Source organism: Bacillus marinisedimentorum (assembly GCF_001644195.2).
Lineage (GTDB): Bacteria > Bacillota > Bacilli > Bacillales > Bacillaceae_O > Bacillus_BL > Bacillus_BL marinisedimentorum.
Genome location: NZ_LWBL02000049.1, coordinates 49,858 through 65,106 on the forward strand (window position 1 = coordinate 49,858; position 15,249 = coordinate 65,106).

Sequence of the window (15,249 nt, forward strand, 5' to 3'; positions counted from 1 at the left end):
CCGGTTGGCGGGGTTCTTTGTTTTTTTAAAAGGCTGTGTTAAAGCTCAATGTTGATTTTTACACTAGTTGATTGTAATGGAAGGTGCGAGACTCCGGCGGGACTAGCGGGACAGGTAAGACCCCGCAAGAGCGATAGCGATGAGGAGGGTCACCGCCCGCCCCGCGACAAAGAAGACACTGTGAGTGCGACCGAAGGGAAGCAGGAACAGATGTCGCACTTGTGCCCTTGCGTGAAAGCGAGTACCTGCAACGGAAATCAACACTAGCGTTTAACAGAGCCACAATTAAAATTAGCAACTAAAACTTTTCCTGTATCACTGTCGTCTATATTTTAAAAGACATATTCACAAGAAACGAGGGAGGGTTATGGAGCGGACTAATTATGCGATTGAGACCATGTCAAAGGACGAATTGCTGGAATATGCAATGAATGAATTTGGCAATGATGTGCTGTATCTCGCTTATTCTTATGTTAATGACTATAGAATTGCGGAAGATCTCGCCCAGGAAGCCTTTGTGAAGTTTTATAAGCGAATCGATACATTCAAATGGGAATCTTCACTTAAAACATGGCTGCTGAAAATTACAGCCAACCATTGCAAGGATTATAAAAAAAGCTGGTACAACCGGATGGTTTCTGCAGGCGGTCAATTTAACAGACTGTTAAAAGGTAAAGATCTCGGTCCTGAACAGACGATATTAAAAAGAAGTGATCAGGCCGAACTGTCTGATCGTGTGTTGTCACTGCCGATTAAATACAGGGAAGTGATCTATCTTTTTTATTTTGAAGATATGTCCTTAAAGGAAGTGGCCGACTGCCTAATCTTGAATCTTAATACGGTAAAGACCCGGATGGCACGTGCAAAGGAACTCCTGAAGAAAACATACGAAGAAGGGGGTGCCGGCTGTGGAGAATAAGCTGAAAAAACTACGCAGCAGTATGGAGAAATCCGTTTTTGACGAGTATTCGTTTGACAGCCGCAATAAAAGGGCTGTCCGGGATAAGATTTCGGGTGGAAAACAGACACAGGCAGTTAAAGTTAAGCCCTTTCTCAGTTTAGCATTTCTCTTCGGGCTTGCCGTTGTCATTTTTGCTATTGCAGGATATGGATCGGGATTGCTGCCGCTTGAAAACAGAAGTGCCGGTCCAGGAAAGGAAGTTATTCGCAATGTTGAACTGCAATTGGTTGATGTAAACGTCGAGCTGACAAATGCAGAAAACAAAATCGGCGGCATCGGTATTCAATCCGGTCCTAAAAAAGGGAAAGTGATAAGGCCGATCACTTTGTATTATACATTCACCATTAAAAACACGGGAAGTACTCCACTTGGTAAAGTTACGCAAACTGAAGATTTTTCAAATCCGAAGGGAGTCGCGGTAAAAATCGATCCATCCAATGAATTAGTTGCCGTAATTGAAGAAGCGGTTGGATTCAATGTCTATCAAACCAAAGAATACAGTGAAACAAGAATGGGGCACGGACAGCAATTCACCCCTGTTCTAAAGCCAGGCCAGGCAGGTGAATTTGTTCTGATTTATGAATTGGGTGCTCTGGAAGACAATCCGGAAATACCGCTTGCGCCTTCTGAAGAACAGTTGAACAGGATTGAAGAGCATGCCCGTCAGGCTGATCTTGTCGTTACGGTGGATAAAAATGAAATTGAACGGTTTGATTTGAGGAACCGTAAATAAACTTGGTTAAAAAGAGGCTGGGACATAACGAGTCATGCATAGAGACGAACAATAGATTTTCACGACATACTGTTTACGAATCGTCAGTTAAGCTGAAGAAACAAGTTCGTTCCATTGCGCTGCAGACACTCGCTTTCCACGGGGAGGAAGCTGAGCCTCCTCGGCTTCGCCTGCGGGGTCTCAGCCTTTCCTCTATTTCCCGTCGGAGTCGAGTGTCTTCCGCTTCATTCCACTTAGTTTTTAAAAAAAGTATGCAAAATAAAAAAATATTGAAGAGAGTAAATAAAGACCCGAACGATCAGGTAAAAGATTCGTTGAAATCTTTACCTTATCGTTCGGGTTTATCATTAGCTGAAATACTTATGTCCAGCCTCTTTCCTTTCACTGCATCTCAACAGCATTATCTGTCACTTCAGCAGGGATTGCTATGTTTTCCACCTGATTCACGTTTTTGTATGTTGCTGTTGCATCCGTCACGATTTGTGCGGTTTCACCTGCAATTTTGACATCCACATCAGCTCTCGTCACGATCGACTTCAACATCTTGTCTTCACTGATTGTCAGTTTGTAGTCAAAGCTGTTAACTTGCAGATCCTCTACTTCTGAATTCTGTGTCGCTTCTTTCAGCACATCTTGAACCAATTCTATTTCTTGTTTGTTTTTCGAGTCTTCAGTGAGATTGACAGTTAATACATAGTCGTTTCCTGACTGGGTCATTTCAAATAACTCCACGAATTTTTTCAATCTGTTCAATTCATCTTTCATGGACTCGCCGCTCGCAAGTTCTGCAAAGTCCGGATTGCTGTTTGTCGGAGTTTTGATCCACTGGCTTTCGCCAGGGACGAGAGCATAACTTGTTTCCTCATCCATATACAATTCAATGTTACCGTCGACCGTGCTCATTTTGATGTGAGTGTTGAATGGCTCTTTCACATACTCCATAGTCATATCCAGCGATTGATTCATTTTCTGGCCGTTGGCGTTTACATCGATTCCCATTTTCATATCCGCTTCGAAGCTGCTGATATCGTTATCCAATGCCCCGTTGACCAATTCCTCTTTTGTGACACCTGTGCCGCAAGCACCTAAGAAAAGCAATGATGCGAGCGAAACCAATAAAAAGTGCAGTTTCTTCATTGTTCATCCCCCTGTTCTGGTATAAAAAAGCTAAAACAAATGCATGCCCCTTTACTATATCGACTGATTAGTATATAAGTTTAGCTAAATTTGAGTGGGGTGATGACTGCTGAAAAGAAGCGGGAAAAGCATCGGAAATATCATTGACATCACGGAACGCACTGGCGAGAAAGTGATGAGCTGCCAGTATGATGCGTTCGGGAACCTGTTCACCCAAATGGCGGCGCCTTACAACGCCAATGGATTCACCGGCAAAGCTTATGATGCCAAAGCAGGATTGATGGATTACGGTGCAAGATGGTACAGCCCGAATACCGCGCGCTTCATGAGTCCCGATACATTCTCAGGCTGGCAGGACCAGCCGTTGAGCCTGAACCGGTATAGTTACACATACAACAACCCTGTGAACTTCATTGACCCAACCGGGCGGATGGTCGAACACCCTGGCGGGGGCAGCAGCGGCTGGACAGGCCAGACACTTGAAAGAGGAGATTCGGGTCCATATGTGGAAGACCTGCAAGCGATGCTTCAGGGAGCAGGCTTTTCTCCAGGAGGTATTGATGGCATTTTCGGCCAAAAAACAGAAAATGCAGTAATAAACTTCCAGCAGGCCGCCGATATAGCGGTTGACGGCATTGCAGGTCCTCAAACCTATAATGCCCTGCTCACCTACGGAAAGAGTTCCGGCGGATCAAACGGCGGTGGCTCCGGCGGCAATGAAAAAATCGGCACATGGATGGGTGAATTGCTGCGAAAAGGCGACAGGGGATCGATGGTAGAAGACCTGCAGAGGATGCTGAGCGATGCCGGATTCAGTTATATCAGCATTGATGGTGTGTTTGGAAACGAGACGGAATCTGTCGTGAAACAGTTTCAGAGAAGCAAAGGCCTAAAGAAAGATGGGCTGGCAGGTATTCAAACCTATTCAGCCCTGAAAGGGAATAATTGGAGCAGGCCGAAAGAAAAAGAAAAATCCACATCATCTACCATTCGGATGGGGCCACATGGTGTTGATTTTCCATACTATGAAAAAATAGCGAGTGAACAAGGTATTGATCAAGTTCCCCATGAAATCAGAGATGTTATTCAGTCTGAAATGACCGGAAACGCAAAAGAAGACCTGGTTGGTGAGATGATTCTTGCCATTCCTGGAGGAGGTGTAGGGGGTGTTATAGCCAGGGGCGGTATAAAAATTGGGGGAAGAATAGGTTCAAAAGTACTTAGAGGTCTTGGTAAAAAGGGTACTAGTAAAACTGTAGATGATTTAATTAAAAATGCAACACCTGGGAGAGCGACTAAGGGAAGAACTTCTCAATATGACTTATCTGGAGGGTTTGATAAAGCAGTAAAAGACTTTGAGTCATTGCAACCAAATATCACAAAAAATACTCCAGATTTAAGAGTTGGTAAATTACCAGATGGAAGAACAGTAATAGTAAGAAAGAAAAGTAGTGATGGTCGCCCAACAATTGAAATTCAAGACGGAAAAAAGAAAATTAAGTTTCGCTATTAATTGTAATAGGAGGAAGAGTATTGGAACATTGGGAAAGATGGATACCGATAAAAGGATTACCCTCAAGATTATACAATGATACTTTTATTGATAATAAAGAAGGTATAATATTAGAGTTCAGCGATGAAAATGATAAAAAGAAAATTTTAGTTAAGTTTGATGAGGGTGTATTATCCTATAGAAATACAGATGAAGGCTCATTATTGAAAAAACTAAATTATTTAGACCAACAATACGGTACAGATTTTTATAGCGAGTGGACTTTATTTAAAGTCAAAAACTCTGAATATATAAAATGGTTTCTTGAAGAGAGTTCAGGTATTTATGAGCCCAATCAACTAGAACATTATGTGTTTTTAACACCAAATGATGTAATCGAAATACTAACAACATACACTCCAAGTATCGTAATAAAGTAACATATAAAATTAATATAAATGATTGTCCCCCTTTAATAAATCTAGGGGGGCTTTTATGTGGGGAGGGAGTGCTGAATAACTCTCTCTTTAATAGTTGTATGGCGGTAACCCTTATAAGCCCTATATAGTATTTTGTCGAATTATTAAGACGTACAACAACTGTAAAATATATGCTCTATTAATGAAATGTACCTTCTCAAAATAATCACACAATCATCAGTTACTACCATTTCTTTTCCCCAAACATCTACCTTCGCTTTCTCCCTGCCTTTTTTAAAATTTTTACGTACAGGACGAAGCCCTCTCATTCGTGCCTAATCACATTCACCCAGAAAATCTTTTGAAAAAAAGACACAAAAAAAGGTAATAAGCTTCCAGCAGGCCGCCGATATAACGGTTGACGGCATTGCACTCCTCAAACCTTTAATGCCCTGATCACCTACGGAAAGAGTTCCAGCGGATTACATTTCGACTTAGGATTATGCTATCAAAATATGGGAGAAGATAAAAAGGCATTAAAGTCTTTTAAGAGATCGTTAAGAATAATTCCTCAACTAAAATTTAATGAAGGAATAAAAGAAGAAAAAGAAAAACAACTTTTAATGTATATACAAAATTTGAGTAAAGGTGTTTAAAGTGAGGTATAAAAATCGCCCATGAATAACAAGAAATATAATATTTTTATTTTCCTTTTTGTGTGTAGTATCTATATAACTATTCCATTCATTCTCTTAAACTATTATATAATTTCCAAACCATTGCTCCTGATCTTGTATATAGTCTATTTTCTTCTTTCATTGATAACAATTATTGCGATATACAATAAAAAATATGTAAAATTCAACATGATCGTTTTACCCATTATGATATTCGGAATGTATTTTTTAGTGAATCAACCTTTATTAGTACCGATCCTATTTACAGTTCCTCTTTTATTCACAAGTCTATATCAAGTTGCTTTTCGAGTGTTTTATGGGATATTGTTGATCATTTTAGTGTTCATTAACTTGGTTTTTCTCCCAATTTCCAATTTTGGCGAGCATACTACGGTAGATCAAGAAATGGCACCGAATAATCAATATCGCCTTGTCGAAAAACAAATTGATCAAGGTTTATTGGGTGGGGATAAGCAAGTGATTTTAGAAAAAGTAACTTTTGGCGTGATCAGCAAACCGATAAAAGTTGTTTATAAAGGTGAGTGGACAGAAAATATCACAATTCAGTGGGTTGATGACAGCAGCTATAATGTTAATGGAAAAGTAAAATCTGTGTTTGATTAAACGAAGGAATAAGAATTGTGGGTACCAAAGATTTTCACTCCTGAGGTCAATAGGGTATTCCATACCTCCAAACCTTTATCAAGTCCAAATGGTTTTTGGGAGCAAGAAATTACCTTTGATGGCCGAGAACCAAAACTGCTGTTTATAAGTAAGCATATTAAGTAAGTTGGCTCTTCCTATAGGTCTGTACAGTAAAGGGGATATTTAAATGAAGACCAAGAAAATGATAAAGTACTTTTTTTTAATATTTTCCATAAGTGGTCTACTCGTTACATTATCTTCCACCCTTTTTGGAAACAATGATTATGTTTTAGAACAAAAATTAACGTTAACGATCATTTTTTTACTGTTTTTTACTTTAGGCCCTTTATTTCTATATAAATTACTAACTTTTAGAATGAAATAGATTTTGATTTAATTCCAATCCTTCTGAGTTTCTTAGAAAATTCACCAGGAGGATTGGCCCTGTTTATTTCCAGAGATGGTATTTTGATAAATTTCACCACTTAGTTATTTTTGCGCTATTCTTCATAAGTTATCGTGTTATATTCACCAGCTTCGTTGCTGCTGTCCCTGAACCTGTATAAAGTACAAAATAAAAAGCGTCCTCTTCTGTCGGCCGGATGGAGCAGGACGCTTCTTATTTTTTTCCAGGGAAGTTCTCAGGCTTTTGTGATACAATGAATGTCAGTTTTGTAAGTCCTAAAAATGTAAATATAGAATAATAAATTCACCTCAATGATTACATGTGGAAACATTATTTAACTACACAATGAAACAAAAAGGGGAAACGATGCTGGATTATAAATTTTATGAAGGACCCAGAGAATCGGATTACGTCATCTTATTGCACGGAATTGGCGGGAGTTCAAACATTTTTTATAAGCAATTGAAAGCATATAAAAAACATTTTCATGTAGTGGCTGTCCATCTGCCGGGCCACGGGCGTTCCCCGGGTGTCCATGAATATAAAGAGGCATTTACTTTTGAGCTGGCGGCGGGTGAAATCATCAAGCTGCTTGATCACCTGAAAATCAAGAAAGCTCATTTTGTCGGCATTTCTCTTGGTGCTGTTTTGACCCATTCGATTTTGCGGAAAGCACCTGAGCGGGTAAAGTCGGCTGTATTGGGCGGGGCGATCACAAGGGTGACGGTGTTGGACAAGCTCTTGCTGGGCACCGGCCATGCTGTAAAAAATATTGTGCCGCATATGTGGATTTACAAGATTTTTGCCAGATTCATGATGCCAAGGAAGAACCACACCGAGTCCAGAAAGACCTTCATAAAAGAAGCGATGAAGATGGACAGGGACGATTTCCTGGGCTGGTTCAAAATCGCCCATACTGCTGAGCCGATTTACAGCAAGGTCCCGGAAGCCTCTGCCGACGTCCCGAAACTATATCTTTCGGGCGAGCAGGACCACATGTTTATGAAGAATGTAAAAGCTGATGTGAAGGCCGATGGAAATGCCAGAATGGTAATCTTCAAAAACTCCGGCCACATTTGCAACATTGAAAAACCGAATGAATTCAATGAACTCTCGGTTGATTTTATGCTTGAAGAAGCGGATAGACAGAAGAAACATCTGGCCTGATGAAATGGGCTGGATGCTTTTTTAGATTAAGAAAATGATAGTTTTTTGGTACCTTTATAAGCGGACGTCTTGCGCATTTGTTCTGCAGAAACCGGGTCCGTGAACATTACTTGAAACCTGCCACATAACCAGGACCTAAAATGGTGACTATCGATAGGATCAGGGCGATTTCTTCCGGTGTTTGATCGATTTCATTTTCAAGCCAGTGCTGGATGACCCCGAGGTTTGCAGAACTTACATAGGCAATGAGGTAGTCTGCCGGCACGAGCAGTTTTCCTTTTTTCAGCTGTCCTTCGAAATGAATCAGCATGTTCTTTTTCATGACTTCTTTCAGTTTAACCTGGAAAGACGGATCTCCTTTCGGGCCTAAAATCGTTTTGATGAAGCTGAGATTCTTCAGAAAATATTCGACCAATTGCAGGACATGGGGCAAGGGTTCATTTTTTTGAATGTATGCCATGGCGTTGTGCCGCCCGATTTGCTGTGTGTGTATGACAATCGCCTCTATTTCACGGAGGAGTTCATTTTCACTTTGTTCCAGCAGGTCGTACTTGTCACGGTAATGCTTATAAAAGGTTCCCCGGTTAATATCCGCTTTTGCTGTTATGTCACTGACAGTGATTCCTTCAAATCCTTTTTCCATCATCAGTTCGGTTAGCGCGTTCCGAATCATGCGCCTGGTGCGGACGATTCGTTTATCGATTTTTTGGGTTCCCAAGTTTATAACTCCTTTTCTATACAAAAGTTTTCATGCCAATGAACAAAACTTTCTATTTTGTTCGTTATCCAACAGTTTCTGATTTATTGATGATTGCTTTCTCTTCTGGACAAATTATAATGTACATGAAGAGCGTTAAGCAACAATGTGTTCACTAAATATTTTTGAATGAAAGCTGAGAAGGCATCTTACGGAAATTGTTTCTGAATGATGATGCTTAGATAGGGGGGCAATGCGATGGCATCGGCAGTTTTATTTTTTGATGAAGTGGACCGGAACAGCCTGCCTTTAGTCGGTGGGAAGGGAGCGAACCTCGGTGAGATGGCGAAGGCCGGTTTACCGGTGCCGGGTGGTTTTTGCGTAACGACGTCCGCATATAAAGAGTTTGTCGGGGCAAGCCCGAAAATGGATGGTTTGTTGAATCAACTGAATAATATGGATCCGGGTGATTTAGATCTGCTCCGGCAACTGGGAAAACAGATTCGTACTCACCTTCTTCAAATCGAGATTCCGGCCAATCTGCGGAATGGGATTATTGATGCCTGGCAATCTGTCGGGAAAGAATACAGCTATGCCATCCGTTCAAGTGCTACAGCCGAGGACTTGCCGACAGCTTCTTTTGCGGGCCAGCAGGATACGTACTTGAATATTAAAGGAAAAAATGAATTGCTGATGCATGTCCGAAAATGCTGGGCTTCACTGTTCACAGACCGTGCTATTTCATACCGTACCAAGAACGGTTTTGACCATAGCCAGGTGTATTTGTCTGTAGTGGTGCAGCGGATGGTCAATCCGGATGTCTCAGGAATTATGTTCACGGCCGATCCGGCTTCCGGAAACAGGAATGTGACATCAATTGACGCCAGCTTCGGGCTGGGGGAGGCAATCGTTTCAGGGATGGTGTCCGCGGATTTATACAAAGTGAAACACGGCGAAATCATTCAAAAAAACATCGCGGAAAAGAAATTGGCGATTTTTTCACTGCCCGGCGGAGGCACCGAAACAAAAAACCTGCCGGCAGACCGGCAAACGGAGCAGGCTTTGGCTGACTATGACATTTTGCGGCTGGCAGAGCTGGGCAAGAAGATTGAGCGGCATTTCGGTGCCCCGCAGGACATTGAGTTCTGTCTGGAGAACGGCACTGTTTTCGTCGTGCAGAGCCGTCCGATTACATCTCTGTACCCCTTGCCTGATATTCCGGAAGGGCCGCTCCGCGTCATGGTGTCATTCGGCCATATCCAGATGATGACCGACGCGATCAGGCCGCTCGGTATTTCCGTATTGCAGACGGTTTTCCCAAAAAAGTATTTCCTTGAAGCGGGCGGCCGCCTCTTTATCGACTTAACAGGCGTTTTGCGGACCGGGCCGGGGAGAAGGATTGTGCCGAAAGCACTGACCAATATGGACGAAACGATCAGCCGGGCCGTAAGTGAAGCCATTCAGCGCCCGGAATTCCTGAAATCCCCTTCTAAAAAGGGGCTGCCTATGGCCGCCATTCGTATACTGGCTCCCATTATGAAAGAAGCGTTAAAAAATCTCTATAAACGCGATCCGCAGCTGGCAAAAGGTAAAGTGGAGGATTACATCAATGAAAAATGGAAGGAAGTCCATCTCAGCCTCCAGCAAGTGAGCGGGACAAAACGCCTTGAAGCTGTCAGGCATCATTTGAGCCAGCTCGTGAAGGACGTGTTAATCATTCTTCCTTATCCTTCAGCTTTTATGATTGCAACCCTGCGGTTAAAAAGAGAACTCAACCGCTTGATGGGTACGGATCATGCACTTCATCAGCTGACCAAGTCCCTTCCCGGCAATATCATGAGCGAAATGGGCATGCAGATCGGCGACCTGGCAGATCAGGTCCGCAACTTGCCGGAGGTTGAAGCTTATTTGAGGCATGCCGAAGATAAGACCTTTTATGAAGGGCTTTCGAAGGTTTCAGGCGGTGAGGGATTTAAAGCTTCCTTTCAGAAGTTTATCGATCGATACGGCATGAGGGGCGCGGGTGAAATCGATATATCTTCCCCGCGCTGGCGGGAAAAACCGACCCTGCTCGTCTCGGCGATTTTAGGTCATGTACGAACGCTGAAGCAGGGGGAACACAGGAAAAAGTTCAAGCAGGGTGAACAGGAGGCCCTGGCTTCAAAACAGGAAATTCTTCACCATGCCGGCCGATTAAAGGAAAAGCGGCTCAATCGCCTCATTGAAGTCTACCGCTATATGGGAGGGCTGCGGGAACATCACAAGCATTTGATCACGATTGTTTTTGATGAGTGTAAAACAGCTATTTTAGACGAAGCAGAGACACTTGTCCGGCAGGGGATCCTGCGTGAAACAGAAGATGTGTATTTCCTGACTCTCGATGAATTGATTTTGCTGTCAAAGGGTGAACTCAACAAGGATGTCACAGCACTTATTGAAGAACGGAAAGAGCAGCATGCGCGGAACGAGAGCTTAACCCAGCCGCGGGTAGTGACAAGTGAAGGGGAAATCTTAACAGGGGCCCCGCGGCAAGGGAAATTTCCTCCGGGGGCGCTGGTCGGGAGCCCTGTATCGGCCGGAGTGGCAGAAGGCCGGGCCCGGATTGTATCGAAGCCGGAAAATGCCCATCTGAATGAAGGTGAAATCCTTGTAGCACATCATACCGATCCGGGCTGGACCCCATTGTTTCAAACAGCTAAAGCACTCGTGACCGAAGCGGGCGGGCTGATGACACACGGTTCTGTCGTCGCCAGGGAATATGGCATGCCGGCGGTGGTCGGGCTGGATGAAGCGACGAAAAGAATCAAGGACGGGCAGCTGATCAGGGTGGATGGAGATTTGGGGATTGTGGAGATTATTTCTGAGGAAACAGAATAGGTGCCACTGGCATGGAGTATCAATGAAAAATCGACTGAATTTAATTTCTTGCTGAAAGCGGCAGAAAACCGGATAAGCATCTTGCCTGATGAGACCGGGCGGGGTGCTTTTTTATATTCCGGGGTAAAGTTGTTCCTTACATGTTTTACCGCCCTGAAAAACGGGGATTTCTCATTCGAAAACTTCAGGGGGAATTTCGATGGAACAACTGAGACTTTTATACATAATGCTATCTTCTTTTCTGATCACGTTCTTTTTTGCTGCTGCAGCCCATGCAGAAACAAACGGCACCGTCACGGTCTTATCCTTTGATGGCATGCGGGATGACCTTGTCGACCGCTATGTCTCTGACGGCAAACTGCCGAATATCGAAAAGATCATGAAAAATGGAACAAAAGCCAAATATGCCCGGACAATTTCCCCTTCGCTCACTGCCCCTTCGCATGCGGCAATTGCAACGGGTGCGACGCCGGATGACACAGGGTTTGTGAGCAATAAGTGGAAGGATACCGACCAAGAGCAACAAAATACTGATGCAGCGTTTGCGAGTGAACTGGGTGTGCCTGCTGTGTGGCAGGAGGCCCGCAAGCATGGCAAAACAACGGCGACCGTTGCGTTCGCGGGTGCAAATCCCAGGGCGGAAAAACAGGCCGATTACTCGATTTACTATGGGGAGACATGGGCTCCAAGCAATCTCGAGAGTTTGCGGTTCACACATGCTTCCGGCTGGAAAGGGGCTCCGGAAAGTGAAGTGCCGCTGAAAGAAGCCCAATTCACGATTTCTATTCAGGGGAAACGTGACCATGTTGTTCATGTTCTTGCTGCTGGAACATCCAGCAGTTACAATCGGTTCATTTTGTCAGAAGATAAGCAAGTGGATGAACAGGATGAAGTTGTCGAACGTCAAGAGTGGGGGGCACTTGCGCTTAAAGTCAAAACAGGAAAAAGCGCCGGCTTCTGGTTCAAGTTGAAACAGGCGGATAAAGAACTTAAGGGTGTGAAAATGTACCGGACAGCCGTGACTTCTGCCGTATATGACGGACCTGAAGATTTCGCACAAACCATTACAGGCAAATTCGGATTTTTCCCGGCTCAGGATGATTCAGAAGCACTGGAAAAGGGCTGGATCTCACGCTCGGAATACGAGGAGATCAGCTCCCGGTTTGTGACGTGGGTGACGGATGTCTCACTTTTCATCAAGGAAAGGTACCGTCCGGATTTACTCATGTTTTATGCTCCCCAAATCGATCATGAAGAACATCAATTTTTAATGGAGGATGAGCGGCAGCCGGATTACTCCAAGGCCAATGCCAGGAAAAATATGAAGTATATCGGATGGGCGTATAAACTGGCGGATGAAACAGCCGGCAAAACGTATGATTCCCTCGGTAAGGACGACCGGCTGCTGATTGTGTCCGATCACGGGATGGAGCCTGTGCATACCGCCGTTTATCCGAATAAAATCCTGAAGGATGCCGGGTTGCTCGCAGTTGATGAAAAGGGACGAATTGAGTATGAAAAGTCGAAAGCATACGTGATTACAAATGGCGGTGCTGCACATGTTTATGTGAAAAATGACAATGAACGGCTGAAAGAAAAAGTGCAGCGCCTATTTGCGGAAGTGAAGGTTAAACCGGGATATGGCACGCTGTCAGCCGCCAAAAAGAATGTATCGGATATGGAACTGAAACAGTCCGGTTTTGACTTCAGCCTTGGAACATTTAAGGGTTACGTAAAAAATGTGTTCGCGGCCATATCTGAAAATAAAGTCAACCCATTTGAAAAAGTGACAGAAATAGGTGCGCGTGAGTCTGTGAAGCATCCGCATGCCGGTGATTTGCTTCTTATAACGAAACCGGGCTTTGCGATGGAAGAAGGCCATAAAGACTTGGCATCTCCGGCAGCCGGACTTGGAACACACGGAGGAGACCCGGATCGGAAGAAGCTGCACGCTGTCTTTTTCGCAGCCGGAAAAGGGGTGGAAAAAGAAAGGACCATCGGCCCTGTTTCAACGCTCGATATCGCCCCGACAATCTATGAAATGCTCGCCATCCGGGTTCCTGAGTTTGTGGAAGGGAGTCCGATCCGTCAGGTAGTGGACCCTTAACCACCTGATTCGGCGTATAATGATCTGCTTAAATCGGGATAGGGACCATTTACCACAAGTCAGTAGATTACAGGCTGATCATAGGGACTTTGCTTCTTTCCTTCGTGAAAGAGCCGGTTTTCTGTCATAGACCGGCTCTTTTATTTGTTCACAGAATAGGAGGTTGTAATCGCGGGCCAGGATATATTCCTTTGAAATGGCCATTTTTAAAAAACATAGATTAGTGTACATGCGCTTCTGTCGCCGCATAACGGAGCATTTTCTATAAAGATACATTTTGCCGTTCGGCGGTGTTAAAAAAGATCCTGGATAAAGAGTAATTTATATTGTCCTCTGTATCACGGTTGGAGGTCACGTAAAAATCTAAATCTTAAAAAGCTTTACTATCCATGATTATCAGCCGATAAAATACGTGAGTCTGTTATTTACAGATATGGGTATTATTGTTGGTGAATACAGATGCAAATTTGTTTGGACATCTTAGAAGGAGGAATTTATTACGGGTTTATTATGTCATAGGACGTGTGTATTTTTATTGATTTTGATTACATTGAGAACTCGAACACAGGGGGCAGGCATCCATGGAGAAAACGCCATTTCTTAAACGGTTCTTCAGCAGAGGGTCAAGTTTACAAATGAAGTTAACCGTAACCATAGTTATATTATTATTTTTGATTATTTCACTACAATCAACAATCATCGGTGTTGCATCTCTTTTTTTGGAAAATACACTGGCAGTAAATTTTGCTTCAGCCTTAATCAGTATATTCCTCGGATCTTTCGGAGCTTATTTTGCCATTCGGTTTTTAATAAAGATACCTTTGCAGAGGCTTACTGGCCTGGCAGACGATCTGCTTAACAACAATTTCACAAACAGGGTAGAAATCCATACGAAAGATGAACTTGGACAGCTTGGAATGGTATTTAACGAACTTGCCGGCCAGATGCAGGAATTGATAACAAAGATTCTTGCTTCCAGCAGCGAGCTAAATGAGCAATCGGAACTGCTCGAGGCACATTCAAACGAGAGCAAAGCATCATCTTACCAAATCGCTGCCAGCGCCCAGCAAATGTCGGCAGGAAGTGAACAGAATGCAAGCCAAATAAAAAGTATTTTGGAGCAGTTTAATGAAATGGTCTCAGCATCACAGCAAATCGCTTCCAGTGTGGAGTCAGTCGATCATTCATCAACGAGAGTGATAGCTGCTGCACAAGAAGGTGATCATTCTATAAAAAGCACACTGGAGGAAGCAACACAAACCCAGGAACGGCTTAATGAAACGGTTGCCAGTGTCGAAAATCTATATCGGCAATCAGATGAAGTCAATACGATCGTGGATATGATTAAAGATATTGCCGGACAGACTAATTTGCTGGCATTGAATGCCGCCATTGAGGCTGCTCGTGCCGGTGAAGCGGGACAAGGTTTCAGCGTCGTCGCTGATGAAGTAAGAAAATTGGCGACCCAATCGAACGACTCTACTGAAAAAATCCAGATTCTGATTTCAGATATCCAAAAAGGCATCCAATCCATTGTGGATATGATTAAATTAAATGGAGATGAAATGAAAAAAGTTGTTGAATTTGTAAAACATACCGAATTGACAATTGAACAAACAAAAAGTTCGATGCTCGCTATCAAATCCGAAATTGAAGGCATCAACGCTTCTTCACAGGAGCTTGTTTCAAGTTCTGAAGAAATGGAAAAGTCGTTTGGAACGATTGCTGAAGTCATGGAAGAATCGAAGGCAGGCACTGAGGAAGTTGCTGCTTCGACTGAACAGCAAATATCTTCGATGGAACACCTCAATCAAATGAGCAAGTCCCTGCATCAGCTATCCAGGGATTTCAGCATTCTTGTTAAAGATATTGAAGTGTAAAAAGAGATAAAGCCCAACTCCGGTTATGGGGGAATTAAAAAATTTATGAAT

11 protein-coding genes and 2 pseudogenes are annotated in these 15,249 nt (G+C 43.4%); 11 read left to right on the plus strand and 2 right to left on the minus strand.

The window, feature by feature from the left end; genetic code table 11:
- Positions 1-367: 367 nt before the first annotated feature.
- Positions 368-919 (plus strand): sigma-70 family RNA polymerase sigma factor, encoded by a 552-nt coding sequence (locus tag A4U59_RS14880; RefSeq protein WP_070121265.1) that lies wholly within the window; start codon positions 368-370, stop codon positions 917-919.
- Positions 909-1,694 carry a helix-turn-helix domain-containing protein gene (locus tag A4U59_RS14885; RefSeq protein WP_070121266.1) on the plus strand — a complete coding sequence of 262 codons (786 nt, stop codon included), beginning with the start codon at positions 909-911 and terminating at the stop codon, positions 1,692-1,694. Before A4U59_RS14880 ends, A4U59_RS14885 begins: the two co-directional genes overlap by 11 nt.
- Positions 1,695-2,075: 381 nt before the next feature.
- Here A4U59_RS14885 and A4U59_RS14890 read toward each other — a convergent pair whose 3' ends face one another.
- The gene (locus tag A4U59_RS14890; protein ID WP_070121267.1) at positions 2,076-2,831 is read right to left on the minus strand and encodes a DUF6612 family protein; all 756 of its coding nucleotides are present in this window, start codon (positions 2,829-2,831) and stop codon (positions 2,076-2,078) included.
- 142 nt (positions 2,832-2,973) lie between these two features.
- Between A4U59_RS14890 and A4U59_RS14895 the strand changes: the two genes are divergently transcribed.
- From A4U59_RS14895 to A4U59_RS14915, 5 genes and pseudogenes are all read left to right on the plus strand, one after another.
- The gene (locus A4U59_RS14895; protein ID WP_483771153.1) at positions 2,974-4,344 is read left to right on the plus strand and encodes a peptidoglycan-binding protein; all 1,371 of its coding nucleotides are present in this window, start codon (positions 2,974-2,976) and stop codon (positions 4,342-4,344) included.
- A gap of 20 nt (positions 4,345-4,364) precedes the next feature.
- Positions 4,365-4,763 carry a hypothetical protein gene (locus A4U59_RS14900; protein ID WP_070121269.1) on the plus strand — a complete coding sequence of 133 codons (399 nt, stop codon included), beginning with the start codon at positions 4,365-4,367 and terminating at the stop codon, positions 4,761-4,763.
- 339 nt (positions 4,764-5,102) lie between these two features.
- Positions 5,103-5,198, plus strand: a pseudogene (locus A4U59_RS22605) (peptidoglycan-binding domain-containing protein); the annotation flags it as partial.
- Between the two features lie 440 nt (positions 5,199-5,638).
- The gene (locus A4U59_RS21830) at positions 5,639-6,043 is read left to right on the plus strand and encodes a hypothetical protein (protein WP_169823976.1); all 405 of its coding nucleotides are present in this window, start codon (positions 5,639-5,641) and stop codon (positions 6,041-6,043) included.
- A 748-nt stretch (positions 6,044-6,791) separates the two neighbouring features.
- Positions 6,792-7,637 carry an alpha/beta fold hydrolase gene (locus A4U59_RS14915; RefSeq protein WP_245680568.1) on the plus strand — a complete coding sequence of 282 codons (846 nt, stop codon included), beginning with the start codon at positions 6,792-6,794 and terminating at the stop codon, positions 7,635-7,637.
- A gap of 106 nt (positions 7,638-7,743) precedes the next feature.
- Here the strand turns inward: A4U59_RS14915 and A4U59_RS14920 are convergent, their stop codons facing one another.
- Positions 7,744-8,355, minus strand: a complete 612-nt coding sequence (locus A4U59_RS14920; protein WP_083270867.1) for a TetR/AcrR family transcriptional regulator — start codon at positions 8,353-8,355, stop codon at positions 7,744-7,746.
- Positions 8,356-8,592: 237 nt separating this feature from the next.
- Between A4U59_RS14920 and A4U59_RS14925 the strand changes: the two genes are divergently transcribed.
- The 4 genes and pseudogenes from A4U59_RS14925 (at position 8,593) to A4U59_RS14935 (ending at position 15,198) form a co-directional block, all read left to right on the plus strand.
- On the plus strand, positions 8,593-11,211 hold the full coding sequence (locus A4U59_RS14925; RefSeq protein ID WP_070121273.1) for a phosphoenolpyruvate synthase: 2,619 nt from the start codon (positions 8,593-8,595) through the stop codon (positions 11,209-11,211).
- A gap of 199 nt (positions 11,212-11,410) precedes the next feature.
- Positions 11,411-13,318, plus strand: coding sequence for an alkaline phosphatase family protein (locus tag A4U59_RS14930; protein WP_070121274.1), 1,908 nt, complete (start codon positions 11,411-11,413; stop codon positions 13,316-13,318).
- A gap of 635 nt (positions 13,319-13,953) precedes the next feature.
- Positions 13,954-14,256 (plus strand): annotated as a pseudogene (locus A4U59_RS22610) (HAMP domain-containing protein); the annotation flags it as partial.
- A gap of 132 nt (positions 14,257-14,388) precedes the next feature.
- On the plus strand, positions 14,389-15,198 hold the full coding sequence (locus tag A4U59_RS14935) for a methyl-accepting chemotaxis protein (RefSeq protein WP_425388911.1): 810 nt from the start codon (positions 14,389-14,391) through the stop codon (positions 15,196-15,198).
- Positions 15,199-15,249: the final 51 nt, after the last annotated feature.

Excerpts from the sequence above, each read along its gene's own strand:
- A4U59_RS14880 (WP_070121265.1), top strand. The coding sequence starts at position 368 with ATGGAGCGGACTAATTATGCGATTGAGACCATGTCAAAGGACGAATTG.
- A4U59_RS14890 (WP_070121267.1), bottom strand. The coding sequence starts at position 2,831 with ATGAAGAAACTGCACTTTTTATTGGTTTCGCTCGCATCATTGCTTTTC.
- A4U59_RS21830 (WP_169823976.1), top strand. The coding sequence starts at position 5,639 with ATGTATTTTTTAGTGAATCAACCTTTATTAGTACCGATCCTATTTACA.
- A4U59_RS14925 (WP_070121273.1), top strand. The coding sequence starts at position 8,593 with ATGGCATCGGCAGTTTTATTTTTTGATGAAGTGGACCGGAACAGCCTG.
- A4U59_RS14930 (WP_070121274.1), top strand. The coding sequence starts at position 11,411 with ATGGAACAACTGAGACTTTTATACATAATGCTATCTTCTTTTCTGATC.
- A4U59_RS14935 (WP_425388911.1), top strand. The coding sequence starts at position 14,389 with ATGTCGGCAGGAAGTGAACAGAATGCAAGCCAAATAAAAAGTATTTTG.